General features: G+C 64.6%; 13 protein-coding genes and 1 tRNA gene. 11 read left to right on the forward strand and 3 right to left on the reverse strand.

What is annotated here, in order from left to right:
- Nucleotides 1–45: 45 nt before the first annotated feature.
- From AC1DCF_RS13265 to AC1DCF_RS13290, 6 genes are all read left to right on the forward strand, one after another.
- Nucleotides 46–714, forward strand: a complete 669-nt coding sequence (locus AC1DCF_RS13265) for a response regulator (RefSeq protein ID WP_477211413.1) — start codon at nt 46–48, stop codon at nt 712–714.
- 2 nt (nt 715–716) lie between these two features.
- Nucleotides 717–3089 carry a sensor histidine kinase gene (locus AC1DCF_RS13270; protein ID WP_477211414.1) on the forward strand — a complete coding sequence of 791 codons (2373 nt, stop codon included), beginning with the start codon at nt 717–719 and terminating at the stop codon, nt 3087–3089.
- A 62-nt stretch (nt 3090–3151) separates the two neighbouring features.
- Entirely contained in the window at nt 3152–4465 is a 1314-nt protein-coding gene (locus AC1DCF_RS13275; protein ID WP_477211415.1) for a UDP-glucose dehydrogenase family protein, read from the forward strand.
- Between the two features lie 165 nt (nt 4466–4630).
- Nucleotides 4631–5413: an HAD-IIB family hydrolase gene (locus AC1DCF_RS13280; RefSeq protein WP_477211416.1), complete on the forward strand. Its 783-nt coding sequence runs from the start codon at nt 4631–4633 to the stop codon at nt 5411–5413.
- Nucleotides 5414–5576: 163 nt separating this feature from the next.
- Nucleotides 5577–6101, forward strand: a complete 525-nt coding sequence (locus AC1DCF_RS13285; protein ID WP_477211567.1) for a gluconokinase — start codon at nt 5577–5579, stop codon at nt 6099–6101.
- An 84-nt stretch (nt 6102–6185) separates the two neighbouring features.
- A complete protein-coding gene (locus AC1DCF_RS13290) occupies nt 6186–7619 on the forward strand; it encodes a GntT/GntP/DsdX family permease (RefSeq protein WP_477211568.1) in 1434 nt (477 codons plus the stop codon).
- Between the two features lie 72 nt (nt 7620–7691).
- Here the strand turns inward: AC1DCF_RS13290 and AC1DCF_RS13295 are convergent.
- From AC1DCF_RS13295 to AC1DCF_RS13305, 3 genes are all read right to left on the reverse strand, one after another.
- Nucleotides 7692–7765: transfer RNA gene (locus tag AC1DCF_RS13295), tRNA-Pro, on the reverse strand.
- 108 nt (nt 7766–7873) lie between these two features.
- Nucleotides 7874–8827 carry a metallophosphoesterase gene (locus AC1DCF_RS13300; protein ID WP_477211417.1) on the reverse strand — a complete coding sequence of 318 codons (954 nt, stop codon included), beginning with the start codon at nt 8825–8827 and terminating at the stop codon, nt 7874–7876.
- 29 nt (nt 8828–8856) lie between these two features.
- Entirely contained in the window at nt 8857–11460 is a 2604-nt protein-coding gene (locus AC1DCF_RS13305) for a transglycosylase domain-containing protein (protein ID WP_477211418.1), read from the reverse strand.
- A 51-nt stretch (nt 11461–11511) separates the two neighbouring features.
- On the opposite strand from AC1DCF_RS13305, the gene AC1DCF_RS13310 reads away from it, so the two are divergent.
- The 5 genes from AC1DCF_RS13310 (at nt 11512) to AC1DCF_RS13330 (ending at nt 15834) form a co-directional block, all read left to right on the forward strand.
- Nucleotides 11512–11691: a DUF4177 domain-containing protein gene (locus tag AC1DCF_RS13310; protein WP_441790187.1), complete on the forward strand. Its 180-nt coding sequence runs from the start codon at nt 11512–11514 to the stop codon at nt 11689–11691.
- Nucleotides 11692–11693: 2 nt separating this feature from the next.
- A complete protein-coding gene (locus AC1DCF_RS13315) occupies nt 11694–12164 on the forward strand; it encodes a RidA family protein (RefSeq protein WP_477211419.1) in 471 nt (156 codons plus the stop codon).
- 171 nt (nt 12165–12335) lie between these two features.
- Nucleotides 12336–13637, forward strand: coding sequence for a sensor histidine kinase (locus AC1DCF_RS13320; protein WP_477211420.1), 1302 nt, complete (start codon nt 12336–12338; stop codon nt 13635–13637).
- Nucleotides 13634–14341, forward strand: coding sequence for a response regulator (locus AC1DCF_RS13325; protein ID WP_477211421.1), 708 nt, complete (start codon nt 13634–13636; stop codon nt 14339–14341). The genes AC1DCF_RS13320 and AC1DCF_RS13325 overlap by 4 nt, the downstream gene beginning before the upstream one ends.
- A gap of 137 nt (nt 14342–14478) precedes the next feature.
- Nucleotides 14479–15834: an acyltransferase family protein gene (locus tag AC1DCF_RS13330; protein ID WP_477211422.1), complete on the forward strand. Its 1356-nt coding sequence runs from the start codon at nt 14479–14481 to the stop codon at nt 15832–15834.
- The last annotated feature ends 24 nt before the right edge of the window (nt 15835–15858 follow it).

The raw sequence follows: 15858 nt of genomic DNA on the forward strand, positions 1-15858 counted from the left end.
TCGTTCAAGCCGCAACTTTCACCGGCCCCCGAAAAGGGGGCAGCGATGGAGATGGAGACTCGTATGTCCTGCTACCGTGTTGCGTTGATCGATGACCACGAGATTGTCGCCCGTGGATTTGCCGACCTGTTCTCGACGCTTCCCGAGATCGAAGTCGTCGCGACGGTCGACAGTGTGTCGGCGCTGCTCGATTCTCTGGCCCCCGGGGAACGCCTCGACCTGGCGATTCTCGATCTGCGCCTGGCCGACGGCTCGATGGTCGCCAGCAATGTCGACCGGCTGCGCGAACGCGGAATCGATGTGCTCGCGTTCACCGGCGGGGATGATGCGCAGCTGATGCGCTTCGCCGCCCGAAGCGGCGTGCTCGGTGTCGTGCGAAAGTCTGAGTCGACGGCGGTTCTCCTTGACGCCGTCACGCGTGCGGCAGCCGGGGAACCCGTCGCGTCAACAGAATGGGCGGCAGCGCTCGACGGCGACCCCGACCTCGCCGACGCCGGCTTGAGTCCGCGCGAGCGTCAGGTCTTGTCGCTCTATGCGGCAGGCGCGAAGGCGCCCCTGGTCGCGTCCCGCGCCGGGATCGCCGAGTCGACGGTGATTGACTACATCCGCCGCGTGCGCTCGAAGTATGAGCGCGTCGGCCGGCCGGCCAACACTAAAATCGACCTGTATAAGCGGGCGTTGGAAGACGGCATTCTGCCGGTACCCGGATACTGAGCGTGAACTCGGGGGAGTCCGCGCTGACGGTGACGACCGCGCCGACGGATGTCGCAGCATCCGCGGCAACCCCGTCAATCGCATCCGTCACCTCAACCGAAGCGAGCGACAGCGTCGCCCGAACGCTCTATCTGGCAATCGGGATCTCGGGCGTCATGTTTGGGGCGTTGGTCTACGGCGCAATGCGGCTGCAGAGCTACCCACCGATGCCCTGGCTGTCCCCGGCGCTCTGGACGCTTCTGGTCGGGCTCCTGGCTTCGCTCGGAATCTTGGCCCGCTGGGCGCCGCACCGGGTGCTGCGCATCATTGCCGTCACCGCCGGGCTAGTGCAGCTCGCCACGATCCTCCTCTGGCTGGTCATCGGGGAGGGACGGCTTCCGGCGGATGCAGGAATTCCCTGGGCAACCACATTCACCGGAGTTCCGGCTGTCGCCCTTGCCGCTGCGGTCAACAGCCGTGTGGCTTGGGCCTACGCGATCCTGGTGTGCTCGCTCGGCGCACTGCTCCGGGCTGACACGACCAGCTATCACCACCCGATCTTGATCGGGCTGCAAGATGGTCTCTATTCCTTCCTGCTCGTCGGTGTTTTCGTCGGACTGGTACTGGCTACCAAGGAGAGCGCCGTTCGCCGCGACGAGACGATGCGCGCGGCGCGCAGGGAAAGTGCCGAACGTGCCGGCCGTCTGGCGCGCCGGCGCGAGCGGCTGCTGATCAACGCTCTCGTGCACGACAGCGTGCTCTCCACGCTACTGATGGCCGGCCTCGGTCGCACGTCAGCCGATGCCGTCGCTCTACATGCGCGGAGAACGACGAACCTGCTCAATTCGTTGGCCGTGAGGGAATCGTCGACCCCGATCACCGCCGGTGAGCTCGAAACTCGTCTCCGGGAGACCGCCGTCAAGCTGCAGCCGGGCATCGACTTCGTGGTGCACGAGGGGGAACCGGCGCCATCGATTCCCCGTGAAGCAGCGGAGGCGCTCGTCGACGCTGTCGCCGAGGCCGTGCGCAACTCCGCTCTGCATGCGGGCCGCGGCCGGGGCGGCGCGGTGTCGCGCAGCATCGCACTTGAGCGCAGTGCGGCTGGCGTGAGCGTGATCGTGGCCGATGACGGAGTAGGTTTCAACGCGGCAGAGGTTCCGGCGCAGCGTCTCGGAATTGCGCAGAGCATGGTGGGGCGGATGCAGCGGGTCGCTGGGGGATCGGCCACCGTCTGGTCGGCACCGGGGCACGGAACCAAGATCACCCTGTCGTGGTCACCGCCCGACCTTTCACAGGATTCCCGGGCGCCGATTGCGGGGTATTCCTTCGCCGGTATTCGATTGGTTACCCGCCGTGCGGTGCGCGGAGCGCTGCTTCTCTTCGTGGCGGCTCATGCCCTCCTCGCATTCGGTGACCGTGACCCGCGTGGTCCACTTGTCCTTGAAATCGCCGCGGTACTCGCTGTGAGTGCTGCCGCCGTGCTCGTCACCTCGCCGGCCCCCTATCCGCTGCCACGGCGAACGACAGTGCAGGCGTTGGCGCTCTGTGCGGTGACCGCGACTCTGCAACTCTTCCAGGTCACTCCAGACAGCGCTCTGCCGTTCGCGCAGTGGCACCTCGGGGCGATCACCCTCATTCTGCTGGTGCTCGTCGCTCAGAGACGTATCGGCTGGGCGTGGATCGGCTACGCAGTACTCCTGGGGGCGATGATCGGGTGGGCTGTCGCCAACGGGCTGACGCCCGGCGACGGAGTCGACATGGTCATCCGTCACGCTGGCACTCTCGTGGCCGGCTCGCTCTTCGTGCTGGGGCTGCGTCGTTCTGCGGCGACGCTGGAGACCATCAACAGTGAGCGCACACAGCGGGCGATCGAGGAGGCGACGACGGCCGCCAGCCTGCGGGAGCGCGCGTCGGAACTCGCCAGGGTCAATTCCCGGGCACGCAGCCTGCTCGATCGACTCGCCGGGCTGCGCGTGGGTGAGGCGCGACCCGGCGAGAGTGAACCGGGTGCGCACGCTCAAGCTCCGAGCGATGATCTGAAACCTGTCCGAACCGCGCTTCGGGCAGAGTGCCTGCTCGTTGAAGCGTCGTTGCGCGATTCAATTCGCGGCAGGTCGCTGAGCATCGAACCGGTCATCACCGCTGCGCACCGGGCACGCGCCCGCGGGGTCGACGTGACCTTGATCGACGACGGCGACGACGGGTCCGATGCGCGCAACATCGGCGTGGTCGCAACGTCGGTGGCGATTGCCAACGAACTCGAACGGATGCAGGGCGGCCGGCTTACCGCCCGGATCCTTCCGTCGGGTCGCCCGGAATTCGCCACCATCGTTGTGGAGTCGACGGAACAGCGCATGCTCACGGTCGACGCTGCCGGATCGGTGCGGGAGCTCTGACGCAGCGGTCGGAATGGAGGCGGTTCAGATCGCCGATACGATGGTGAGATGGGGAACAACGCATGAGAATATCCGTCATCGGTTGCGGCTATCTGGGAGCAGTTCACGCTTCTGCGATGGCTGAACTCGGGCACGACGTCGTCGGAATCGACGTTGATGGGGCAAAGATAGCGCTGCTCACGGCAGGCACTCCGCCCTTCTACGAGCCCGGTCTTCCCGAGGTTCTGACCTCTGCCATGGCCTCGGGGCGGCTGCGGTTCAGCACTGACATCTCTGATGCAGCAGGATCTGATGTGCATTTCATCGCCGTCGGAACCCCGCAGAAGCCCGGCAGTCACGCCGCCGACATGCGATTTGTCGATGCTGCCATCGATGCCCTTCTGCCTCACCTGGCTCTCGGCAACCTCGTGGTCGGCAAGAGCACCGTTCCGGTGGGAACCGCGGCTCGGCTCGCCGAGGTGATCGGCGCCTCGGGTTCGGGGGCGCACCTCGCCTGGAACCCTGAGTTTCTGCGCGAGGGGTTTGCCGTCGCCGACACGGTCTCGCCCGACCGTCTCGTTTACGGTGTTCCGGCCGGCGAGGCCGGCGAGCGGGCGGCCGCGCTCTTGAACGAGGTCTATGCGGTGGCCCTGGCCGCCGAGACCCCGCTTGTGGTGACCGACTATGCGACCGCTGAGCTGGTCAAGGTGTCCGCGAACGCTTTCCTCGCAACGAAGATCAGCTTCATCAACGCCATGGCTGAGATCGCCGAAGTGACGGGTGCGGATGTGACGCAGCTCGCGGATGCCATCGGGTTCGACGAACGAATCGGTCGCAAATTTCTGGGTGCAGGGGTCGGCTTCGGCGGTGGGTGTCTGCCCAAAGACATTCGCGCATTCACGGCACGTGCCGAGGAGCTCGGGCGGGGGGAATCAGTCGCGTTCCTCAAGGAGGTCGACAAGATCAACCTGCGTCGCCGCCAGCGGGTGGTCGAGCTCACCGTTGAGGCCCTCGGATCGACGTTGCATACCTCCAAGGTCGCAGTGCTCGGACTCAGTTTCAAGCCGCACTCCGACGATGTGCGTGATTCGCCGGCCCTCGACGTTGCGGTGCAATTGCACGGGCTTGGTGCCGATGTTGTCGCCACGGACCCGCAGGCCATCGAGAATGCGCGGGCGCGGCATCCGCAACTCAGCTACGACGAATCGTTGGAGAAGACGCTTCATGGGGCTGACGTTGTCGTGCTCGTGACTGAGTGGCCGGAGTTTCGCACCCTTGACCCGGTCTGGGTGGCTTCCCACGTGCGCACCCGCAACGTCGTCGACGCGCGCAACTCCTACGACCCCGTCGCCTGGCGCGCGGCGGGCTGGACCTACTACGGGCTCGGTCGCCCTTAGAGCCCGTCCGCGTCTCCACAGCCCGGCAGGGGCGTCGCATTGTGGCCTGCCCGGCGTTGATTGGACGAGCGCCACAGCGTCGCCTAGGGTCGTTTGAGGGGGTTCGTGAACTGGCCGGATTGCCGAAACGGCGACCAGTTCCTCTCCCAGAGAAGGAACTTTCACGTGACGACATCTCCACGCCTGGTGGCATTCGATCTCGACGACACGCTTGCGGCGTCAAAATCACCGCTCGACCCGCGCATGGCTCGCTTGCTGGTCGAACTGCTTGACGAGGTCGAGGTATGCGTCATCTCGGGCGGGCAGATCGCTCAGTTCCGGATGCAGCTGATTGACAACCTGACGGACGTCAGCGATGCGGCACTCGCTCGCCTGCACCTCATGCCCACCTGCGGCACGCAGTACTACCGTCACGTGGACGGGGACTGGTCGCAGCTCTACAACGAGCGTTTGACCGACAATGAGAAGGCCCGCGCCCTCGCCTCCGTCGAAAGCGCAGCACGCGAACTCGGCTACTGGGAGAGCGACACCTGGGGTCCGATCCTGGAAGACCGCGATTCGCAGATCACCTTCTCCGCACTTGGGCAGGCTGCCCCGGTGGCCGCAAAGATGGCGTGGGATCCGACAGGTGAGAAGAAGAACACGCTGCGCGAAGCGGTGCAGACGCTGGTTCCCGATCTGGAGGTGCGCTCGGGCGGGTCGACCTCGGTGGACATCACCCGGAAGGGCATCGACAAGGCCTATGGCATGAAGAAGTTGGCCGCCCTGACGGGTGTTCCGCTCGACGACATGCTGTTCGTCGGTGACCGTCTCGATGAGAACGGCAACGACTATCCGGTCAAGGTGCTCGGCGTCGAGTGCGTCGCGGTCGAGGGCTGGGAAGACACCGCCGCGTTCCTGGAGAAGCTGCTCCCCGAACTGCGTGCCGCAGCGGGCGCATCCGCCTAGAGAGCTCTCTCTATGTAGACGCATTGCTTCTCGCCGAATCGGGGCAATCCGGTGCCTGATTGGGCCGGATCGTTGCTTGCGCATCGGATCCCATCGAGAGAAGTATGGAGGCATGAGCGACTGGCAGAGGATCGCAGCACACCGCCCACTCGTCCTCGTGCTGATGGGCGTGTCCGGATGCGGGAAATCGACGGTGGCAGCGATGCTTGCCGGTCGTTTGCACTGGGAGTTCGAAGAAGGTGACGCCCTGCATCCCGCTGCCAATGTCGAGAAGATGGCGGCGGGACATCCGCTGAATGACGCCGATCGGATGCCCTGGCTAGCGCTGGTCGCCGACTGGATCGAGGAGCGTCTTGATGCCGGCGAAAACGGCGTAATCACGTGCTCAGCGCTGAGACGCGCGTATCGCGAGATTCTGAATCGCAGGAATTCCGGGGTGCTCTTCGTCTATTTGGCCGGCAGTCGCGAGTTGATCGAGAGTCGGATGGCTGCCAGGCAAGGCCACTTCATGCCGACGGCGCTCCTCGACAGCCAGTTCGCCACACTGGAGGTGCCGGGGTCGGATGAACCGGCGATCGCTATCGAGATCGGACGAAAGCCGAAGGCGATCGCGAAGTCGATCATCACCGAACTGCATCTCACCGACGTGCCGACGTCCGAATTGCGAGCCCTGAAATCGCACGACTGAACAGGTACGGCTGAACAGGTACGGCTGAACAGGATGGGGAACGCGATGAACCTTCTGGACCACGCATCTTCTGCGCTGACCTGGATGGGCGTGCATGGTGCGACCAACCCCGTTGACGAACCCTGGAATAGTCACGACACCCAGGTCTTGATCGTGGCGGCGCTCGGCATCGCCGTCGTGGTCGTGCTCATTGTTTGGGCGAAGTTCCACGCATTCTTGGCCCTGACAATTGGCGCCCTGTGCGTGGGAATCGGCTCTGGCATCCCGCTGGACAAGGTGACAGCGTCATACGAGCTCGGCGTCGGTGGCGTCTTGGGCTACGTCGGCATCCTGATAGCGCTCGGCGCCATGCTCGGCAAGCTCCTCGCCGATTCGGGCGGCGCCGACATCGTGGTGAGCACCATTTTGAGGGGTCGCCCAGCCACACTGCCATGGAAGATGGCCTTGATCGCCGGAATTATCGGCATTCCGATGTTCTTTGAGATCGGGCTCGTGCTGCTGATCCCCATCGTCATGCTTGCCGTTCGGCGCACAAATACCCCGGCGATGCGGCTCGGCATCCCCGCATTGGCCGGCTTGTCAGTCCTCCACGGCTTCGTTCCACCGCACCCCGGCCCTCTGGCCGCGATCGGGATCCTGGGCGCAAATGTCGGATTCACCCTGGCGATTGGTTTGGTCATTGCGATTCCGACGGTGATTGTCGCCGGTCCGTTGTTCGGGCGCCTCGCCGCCAGGTGGGTACCCATCGGCGCCGCTGGCGCGGGACTGGCCGTGAGCGAGACAACGGCAGAATCCAACAAAGAAAAGGGAATCCAGCAGGCCGGTGCATCCCAGGATCCGATAGCAACCAGGACCCCTAGCTTTGCTTGGACGATGACCACCATCCTGTTGCCGCTCGTACTGATGTTGGCGAAGGCGGCCGCAGATATCTGGCTCCCGAAGGACACCACGGCACGCACGGTGCTCGACTTTCTCGGCGACCCGGTCGTGGCCTTGCTGCTGGCGGTACTGCTGGCCATGGTGACGTTCGGAACCAGCGTGGGCTTCTCCGCATCCGTTCTTGCCACGAAGATCGGACAGAGTTTGCTCCCGATCGTGGGCGTCGTGTTCATCGTCGGCGCGGGCGGCGGGTTCAAGCAGGTGCTGATCGACGGCGGCACCGGAACAGCCATCGCCAAGATCGCCCTGGCGGCCAGCCTCTCTGCGCTGTTGCTCGGTTGGATGGTGGCTGTACTCATTCGACTGGCCACCGGTTCGGCAACCGTGGCTACCGTGACCGCGGCCGGAATTGTCGCTCCACTGGCCACTGGTCTGGCCCCGGGTCAGCTCTCGCTCGTCGTCCTCGCCATCGGCGCCGGATCGCTGTTCTTCTCGCACGTGAACGATGCCGGATTCTGGCTGGTGAAAGAATACTTCGGGATGACCGTCGGCCAGACAATCAAAACCTGGTCCGTCATGGAGACCATCATTTCAGTGATGGGCCTCGGGTTCACGCTGCTGTTCTCACTGTTCCTGTGAGCTGGCATCTCAGCCGATGAGTTAACGAGAGAAGGACACCCACACGATGTGTGGATGTCCTTCTCTTTTATGTCGGGGTAACAGGATTTGAACCTGCGACCTCGTCGTCCCGAACGACGCGCGCTACCAAGCTGCGCCATACCCCGATGGCCCCTGCGGGCCTCTACTAGTATAGACGCTCCGAGGGGTGCTCGATGACGCTTCGGCGTCTCCAGCGGTCAAAGTGAACAAAATTTCACGCCGCTCGGTGAAGCTCAGGCGTCGACAGCCGTCAGCGTGAGCAACGTTGCCTCGGGCGGGCAAGCGAAACGTACTGGCGCATAGATCGAGGTGCCGAGCCCGGCCGAAACGTTGAGGAACGCGGTGCGGAGACCCTGGTTCCAGAGGCTCAGCCCACGTACCTGACGCCGGGGAACATCGCAGTTCGTGACGAGCGCGCCGAACTTGGGCACGCATACCTGACCGCCGTGCGTGTGGCCGGCGAGAATCAGCTGCGCGCCGTGATTCACGAAGGAATTGAGAACGCGTTGATAGGGGGCGTGGGTGACGCCGACCGTCAGAATGCCCTCTGCGGCCCGTGGTGTGGCGGGATCCGGCCAAGTTTCCTCGGCGAGCGGGTCGTTGGCCCGCATCTCGTCGATGGCGCCGGCGATCAGATCCAAACGGTCACGGCCGATGTGGGGATCGTCGACCCCGAAGAACTCGATCCGGGTTCCGCGGAGCGACAGCACGTCTGCCGCATTGTCGAGATCTTTCCAGCCGAGTCCCGCAAAGACCCGGTGCAGGCTGTCAATGTCGAGTCGGATGGGGTGGCTACGCGCCATCGACGGGCCGCCGAAGTACTTGAACGGGTTCTTCAACTGGGGGCCGAAGTAGTCGTTGGAGCCGTTGACAAAAACGCCAGGGATGCCGGCGAACGGTTCGAGGGCGTACTCAATTCCGGACACCCCGTCGACATGACCGAGGTTGTCGCCGGTGTTCACCACCAGGTCGGGCCTCAGCGTGGCGAGGCTGCGTACCCATTCCTGCTTGTCGCGCTGCCAGGGCGCCATATGCAGGTCAGAGAGGTGAAGCACCCGGAGCGAGTCGGAGCCTGCAGGGAGCACCGGAACCCGCACCTGACGCAAGGTGTAACGCTTGCGCTCCACGAGGGATCCCCAGGCGAAGGCGGCGAGGCCGGCGCCGGCCACTAGGCCGGCACCGGTCATCAACGCTTTCGATCCAGCGCTACGTCGACTCATCCGTTGTTGCCGTTGCCGTTGTTACCGCCGTTGCCACCATTTCCGCCGTTGCCGCCATTGTCTTTGGCCTTGCCCACGACGATGATGACGTTGGAATTCGGGGCGACGACAGTTCCAGCGCCCGGTTCGATCGAGAGCACCTTGTCATTCTGAGTGAGATCGTCGGTCTGCTGCACCTTGACCTCGACCTGGAAGCCGCCGAGCGCGCTCTGAGCGTCTTTCTGAGTCTTGCCCACGACATCCGGCACGGTCACTGCCTTGCCGTCACTGGAGAAGACGGTAATGGTCGAGCCGCGGCCGGCGGTCGCGCCGGCTGCCGGATCGGTGCGAGCCACGCTACCGACCGGTGCGTTGTCGCTGACAACGCCACCGTCGGCGAAGCTGAAGCCGGCAGATTCGAGCGTCGACTTGGCGTCAGACATCGACTTGCCGCGCAGATCGGGCACCGGAACCTGAACGGCGTTGATGACCGAGGAAGACGCTTCGGGGAAGTCATCTCCGCCGTACTTGGCGTTGGCGACCGACATGACGGCCGGCCACATCCGGTGACGGGCGGTGGCGGCCTGGCCGCTGTCGAAGTAGATCTGACGCTGGTTGGCGACACCGTCGGGCCCGCCGCGCAGCGACACGACGCCGGCGACGGTGGCGACCTTGGTGCTCGCGCCGCTCATCCACGTGTCGTAGTTGTCGTCGGTGGTTCCGGTCTTACCGATCATCGGCACCCGCGGAGAGGTGGCGGCCTTGGACTGGGCGGCGGTGTTGTTCATCACTCGCTGCATCGCATAGGTCATTCCTGCCGCGACGGAAGGATCAACCGATTGCGCGCAGGTGGATGTCGGAACGGCGCGCTCGGTGCCGTCCGGGCCGACGATCTTGTCAATGGCGACGGGGGAGCAGGTGTTGCCGTTGTTGGCGATGCCCGCGAAAGCGGCAGCCATGGTGAGCGGCGCCACCTCGTTGGTGCCGAGGACTGAGCCCGCACCTTGCGCGAGCTGATCGCCGTCGGCGCGGTGCACACCGAAGGCCTCGGCCGTCTTACGGATGCCGCAGAGGTCGAGCTTCTTGGCCATTCCGATGAAGCCGGTGTTGAGAGACTGCTCGGTCGACTGGAGCGCGCTGTAGTTGCTGCCGCTCTCGCCCGCATCGTTCCTCGGGTTGAAGCCGGGGAAGGTCTGCGGCCCGAGGCAGCTGTCCTGGAAGGTTCCCCAGTTCGACTTACGGGTCGAGTCGACGCGCTCGTTCAGCGAGTGGCCTTCCTTCAACCACTCGGCGAGGGTGAACACCTTGTAGGTCGAGCCGGGCTGGAATCCGCTCGACCCGCCATAGGCAAGGTCGGTGTTGTAGTTGATGCTTGTGTAATCAGTGCTCGAGTCCAAAACCGCAGGATCCTGGCTGTACAGCTTGTTCTGCGACATCGCCAGCACCCGGCCGGTTCCGACCTGCACGCTCGTAACCACCGCTCCCGCATCCCAACCCGGGTAGCTCATCGGCACGTTCTCGCGCAGAGTCTGAACAGCGGCGTTCTGAAGGTCCAGGTCGAGTGTCGTGTAGACGTCGTAGCCGCCACGCTTGAAGTTCAGCAGACGCTCGTCTTCGTTGTCGCCGAAGGTCGGGTCGTTCTGCAGGATCTTGGTGACGTAGTCACAGAAGTACGCGTTGTCACCAGCCGTCTGGCAGCCGGTGCTCGGCTCGGTGATGACCGGCTCGATCGGGGTGGCGATCGCAGCGGTGTACTCATCCTGGGCGATCTTCTTGTGCTTGACCATTTCGCCGAGGATGTAGTCGCGACGCACCTTGTTCGCGGCGTAGCCGTTCGCGGCGCCGTTGGTCTCACTGTCCGGCCGGTCGAGCTGGAACTTGTACGGGTTGTTCACGATCGCGACGAGGCTGGCTGCCTGGGGCAGGGTCAGGTTCGCGGCGCTGGTCGAGTAGTAGTAGTTGGCAGCGGCTTCGATGCCGTAGACGGTGCCACCAAAACCGGTGATGTTGAGGTAGCTCTGCAGGATCTGGTCCTTCGAGTACTTCTTCTCAACGCCGATCGCCAGGCGCATTTCCTTCAGCTTGCGGTCGATGCTCGTCTCTGTCGCATCGGTGTAGCAGGCTTCGCGTTCCTTCTCGACGTTTATGACCTCGCACTTTTGCACGAGAACGTTCTTGACGTACTGCTGCGTGATCGAGGAGCCACCTCGAGTGGACCCGCCGGCGACAGTCTGCACTGCACCCTTGACGGTGCCTTCGACGTCGATTCCGCCGTGCTCGAAGTAGCGCGGGTCTTCACCAGCGACCGCGGCATCCTTGACGAATTGGCTGATCTGGTCTGAGGGTACTTCGACACGGTTCTGGTCGTAGAACGAGGCGAGAAGCACGGGGGTGCCATCGCTTTGCGTGGCGTAGATGTTGCTCTTCTGGGAGAGCTGGTCGATCGCGAGAAACTCGGGAAGGTTCTCGAAGACGCCGATGGTATTTGTTGCAGCCATACCGGACAAGGCCAAGGCGGGGGTGACGGCGACCGTGACGAGCACGCCGGCAACGGCGCTCATCCCGACGAAACCAAGGACACCGCCGAGCACACCTTTGGTCGTTCGTTTTTTGACAGACATAAGATTGACCCTATAGGGACGAAGCTGAACATCAGCTTGAATAGGAGAGACATGCCTGCTTGGGAATACCTCACAACGCCGTTGATGATTCACAACACCGCCGCGATCTTGAACAACTGGGGTTCGGAGGGATGGGAACTCGTGCAGGTGGTGAATGGGCCGGAAGGCGGGCTCGTCGCCTATCTCAAGCGTCAGATCGTCAGCGCCGACGACACCACTGAAGGAGCATGAGCATGTCGCAGATCGAAGCACGCCTCACTGAGTTGGGAATCGACCTTCCCACCGTTGTTCCCCCCGTTGCCAGCTACATCCCGGCCATCGTCTCCGGTTCGCTGGTCTTCACCTCCGGCCAGCTGCCGATGGTGTCCGGCGCATTGCCGGCCACCGGCAAGGTCGGCGACGGCCACGGACTCATCCCGGCAGCGGATGCCCGTGAGTATGCGCGCATCTCGGCGCTGAACGCCCTGGCCGCGATCAAATCAGTGATCGGATCGCTCGATCGCATCACGCAGGTCGTCAAAGTCACCGGCTTCGTCGCATCCGACCCCGCGTTCACCGGTCAGCCCGGCGTCATCAACGGCGCCTCAGAGGTGCTCGGTGAGATCTTCGGCGAGATCGGCGTCCACTCGCGCTCGGCCGTCGGTGTTGCGGTGCTGCCGCTCGACTCGCCGGTCGAGGTGGAGCTCATCGTTTCGTTCGCCTAACGACGAGCAGAGCGGTCTCCACCGGAGGCTGAGAGGAAGCGGGACAGGTAGCCCTGTCCCGCTTTCTCGCGTTCCGGCCCGGGCTAAGCGCGGCGTGAATGCTACGCCGGTAGGGGGTGCACCCCACCGCGGGGTGATGCATGAGCCGCTTTCGCCTGTCAGAGTTGAAGAATGCGACCGCCCCAACCGCCTAAGCCGCCGCTGCCGCAGCTGCATTTTCCGCGGCTGCCGCTGACCGAGACGCAACAGCACTTCTGGCTGTGGATGTGTACCTCGACGGTTGCCGTCGCGCTCTACGCCGTCTACGTCCCGCTCTCGGCGACTCTCTACGGGCTACCGGTCCTTGCGGCGTTCGCCGTGGGGCTACTGCAATGCGGCAGCATCCCGTTGGCCGTTGTCGCCCCCCGGTGGGCAATCGCCGCGTCAATTGCAGGGTTCACCGTCTTCGTCGCATTCAGCACCGTGCCGCTTGGGGCCCCGTGGCCCCGCGCTGTGCCCAGTCTGCTCAGTGTGTGTGCGTTGCTCGTCGTACTCGGCCTGCGCGAGCGTGCCTCGGTCGCCATCGCCGCTTGGCTGCTGAGCGCGGTGGCCTCGCTCCAAGTGCTTTTCTATCCGTGGATCGATCTCACTCTCGACGGCGTGGTGGCGAACCTTGTCACAACAACCGCGACCTCGGCGCTTGCTCTCCTCGTTGCGATCTTGATCACGCAACGCGAAGGCATTCGGGGAGAGCTTGCCGTGGAGCGTCTGCAGACAGCCAGCGAACTCGAGCGCCGAGTGATCGTTGAAGAACGCAACCGCATCGCCCGCGAACTTCACGACGTCGTCGCGCACAGCATGTCGGTGATCCAAGTGCAAGCGTCAAGCGCCCCCTATCGGCTCGCGCAACTCGATGAAGAGGCGCGCGGTGAATTCGGCGAGATCGCGGCATCCGCTCGTGCAGCGCTGCAAGAAATGCGGCTGCTGCTCGGGGTGCTGCGCAGCGAGGATGCGAGCAGCGACGGGATGCCGCAGCCCGGAATCTTCCAGATTGCCGAACTCGTGCCATCAATCGACCGCGCCGGCATCACCGTGATTGTCGACATCGATCCTGAGCTGCCGGGCGATGGCCTGGCCAGCACGGCGGCCTATCGAATCGCCCAGGAGTCGCTCAGCAATGTCGTTCGGCACGCGCCCGGCGCGCGAGCCAGTGTGCGAGCCGAGTTCGTCGACGGGGCAATCGTTCTCTGCATTGAGAACGACGCGCCGGCAGGGCCGATCAACGGCCACCCGTCCGGCGGCACTCCCCAGACCGGCGGCGGGCACGGGCTGATCGGCATGCGCGAACGCTGCAGCATACTGAGTGGCAGGCTTCACGCTGGCCCCACCGCCGGCGGCGGATTCCGAGTGCTTGCGACGCTGCCGATCGCTGCCGCTGAGCGCCGCTACGCGCCAGCCATCCCCACTGAGGCGAAAGGCCCCACTCAACCGTGACGATCACCGTACTCATTGTCGATGACCAAGCCATGGTGCGTGCGGGCTTCGCCGCCGTGCTCGCCGCGCAGCCGGGCATCGAGGTGCTCGGCCAGGCCGCGAACGGGCAGGAAGCTGTCGAACTCGCTCACCAGTTGCGACCGGATGTCGTCGTGATGGACGTTCGGATGCCGGTGATGAACGGACTCGAGGCGACGCGCGCCTTGCAAACGCCGCCGCGGAGCAGCAGCTATGTCCCGCACGTTCTCATGCTGACAACTTTCGACATCGACGACTATGTCTATGAGGCGTTGCGTGCGGGGGCCAGTGGGTTTCTGCTGAAAGATGCGTTGGCCGAAGACCTCGTCGCGGCTGTGCGCATCGTGGCCAGCGGTGATGCCCTGCTCGCACCGAGCGTCACCCGGCGCTTGATCGAAGACTTCGCCCGGTCGGGCCCGCCGCCGCGCACCGACACGGCGCTACTGTCCGGCCTCACGGAGCGGGAAGTCGAGGTGCTCACCCTGGTCGGTCGCGGGCTGTCCAACACCGAGATCGCCTCGGCACTCTTCATCGCCGAGCAGACGGTCAAGACGCATGTGAGCAAGGTGCTCGGCAAACTCATGCTGCGCGACAGGGTGCAGGCCGTGGTGTTCGCCTACGACGTGGCACTGGTGCAGCCGGGTGGTGGCTCGGGCAACACGCCCGAACTCCGCACCAGAACCTGAGCCGAGTCGTAGCTGTCGCCGTTCCACCCCTACTCGGGTAGGGCCCAGGAACGGTTCCCCAGGGTGATGCCCGGGAGCCAACCGTCTCCTTAGCCTGCCGTCACGGGCGGATACGCCGCCCCGGCAGGGAGAACATCGTGACAATCGCGCCAGAGCGTGGCGGCTCAGTACGAACAGGCAGCACAGCGCCGCACAGGCCGATCGCAAGCGCTGCGGCATCCACGGGCCCTGCCCCGGTCAACCGCGATCACAGTATCGATGCGATGCGCTCGGCACTCCTCCCGGCCGTCGTCGTGCTTCACGCAATGATGGTCGGAGTCAGCGCAGGCGCAGACGGGCCGGTCATGCAGAACGCCCTCGAGAATCAACCCTGGTTTGCCCCGGTGAGTTGGCTCGTTCAAGTCATGCCGCTGTTCTTCATCATCGGTGGCTTCTCGAGCATCACCCAGTGGCGCAGCCTGAGGGCGCGCAACGTCTCCGCTTCCGCGTATCTGCGGGGCCGGATCGATCGACTGGTGCGCCCGGCGCTGGTGCTCGTCGCGGTGGTCGGCACCTCACTGTTCGCGATGACGCTGCTCGGGGTTCCCGCGGAGATCGCGGCGACGGCCGGTTTTCGCATCGGCCAGCCTCTCTGGTTTCTCGGCGTCTACATTCTCTGCTCGGCGCTGGTGCCGCTGATGGTGCGAGCGCATGAATATGCGCGGTATGCGACCCCGCTGCTGCTGCTCGGCGCAGTCATCGCTGTCGATGTGGCCCGCATGGCCAGCGGCATCCAGGCCGTCGGCTTGCTCAATCTGCTGTTCGTCTGGCTCCTGGTGCAGCAGTTGGGGTTCTGGTTGGCTGACGGAGACGTTGACGCGCTCGGCCGGCGCACACAGTTCGGCATACTGATTTCCGCACTCGTGGCGCTGCTCGCGCTGACGATCGGGCCGTACCCAGCAGACATGCTGGTGAATCTCAACCCTCCGACTCTCTGCCTCGTGCTGCTCGGCGTTGCACAGCTGATGCTCTTCTCCCTGCTGCGGCGTCGAATCGGTTCCCTGGCCGGTCACCCGCTCGTTCGTCGACTCATCGAGGCGCTCGGTCGGTGCGGTATGACCGTCTACATCTGGCACATGCCAGTGCTCATCGCGCTTGCCGCCCTGCTGCTGGTGCTGAATTCCGCCTCCGGCCTTGCGCTGCCCGAACCACTCAGCCCGTCATGGTGGAGCAGCCGCCCGCTCTGGTTGGCCGTCGCCGGGCTTAGCGTCGTACCGGTCGTCGCCGTGTTCGCTCGCTTCGAACGCGGCCGCCGGACCGCGCAGAATTGCATCCCGTTGGCCGAATCGACGCCGCGATCCGTCGCGCTTGATACGGTGCTCGGGGCAGGAGGCGTCACCGTGGTGCTCGTCGCGGGGTTCGGCGTGCTGCCGGCATCCGCCGCCATTCTCATGCTGAGCAGCGCGCTCTACGGTACGGGCCGCATCCTCAGGCCTGCGCGCGCGGCCCTGTAGCCGGCCACAAGCGTCAGCGGCGCG

The organism is Leifsonia sp. 10L418 (genome assembly GCF_056395445.1).

What these genes read in the sequence shown, in the direction of transcription:
- AC1DCF_RS13265 (WP_477211413.1), top strand. Translation starts at nt 46, where the DNA reads ATGGAGATGGAGACTCGTATGTCCTGCTACCGTGTTGCGTTGATCGAT.
- AC1DCF_RS13275 (WP_477211415.1), top strand. Translation starts at nt 3,152, where the DNA reads ATGAGAATATCCGTCATCGGTTGCGGCTATCTGGGAGCAGTTCACGCT.
- AC1DCF_RS13285 (WP_477211567.1), top strand. Translation starts at nt 5,577, where the DNA reads ATGGGCGTGTCCGGATGCGGGAAATCGACGGTGGCAGCGATGCTTGCC.
- AC1DCF_RS13290 (WP_477211568.1), top strand. Translation starts at nt 6,186, where the DNA reads ATGGGCGTGCATGGTGCGACCAACCCCGTTGACGAACCCTGGAATAGT.
- AC1DCF_RS13300 (WP_477211417.1), bottom strand. Translation starts at nt 8,827, where the DNA reads ATGACCGGTGCCGGCCTAGTGGCCGGCGCCGGCCTCGCCGCCTTCGCC.
- AC1DCF_RS13305 (WP_477211418.1), bottom strand. Translation starts at nt 11,460, where the DNA reads ATGTCTGTCAAAAAACGAACGACCAAAGGTGTGCTCGGCGGTGTCCTT.
- AC1DCF_RS13310 (WP_441790187.1), top strand. Translation starts at nt 11,512, where the DNA reads ATGCCTGCTTGGGAATACCTCACAACGCCGTTGATGATTCACAACACC.
- AC1DCF_RS13315 (WP_477211419.1), top strand. Translation starts at nt 11,694, where the DNA reads ATGTCGCAGATCGAAGCACGCCTCACTGAGTTGGGAATCGACCTTCCC.
- AC1DCF_RS13320 (WP_477211420.1), top strand. Translation starts at nt 12,336, where the DNA reads ATGCGACCGCCCCAACCGCCTAAGCCGCCGCTGCCGCAGCTGCATTTT.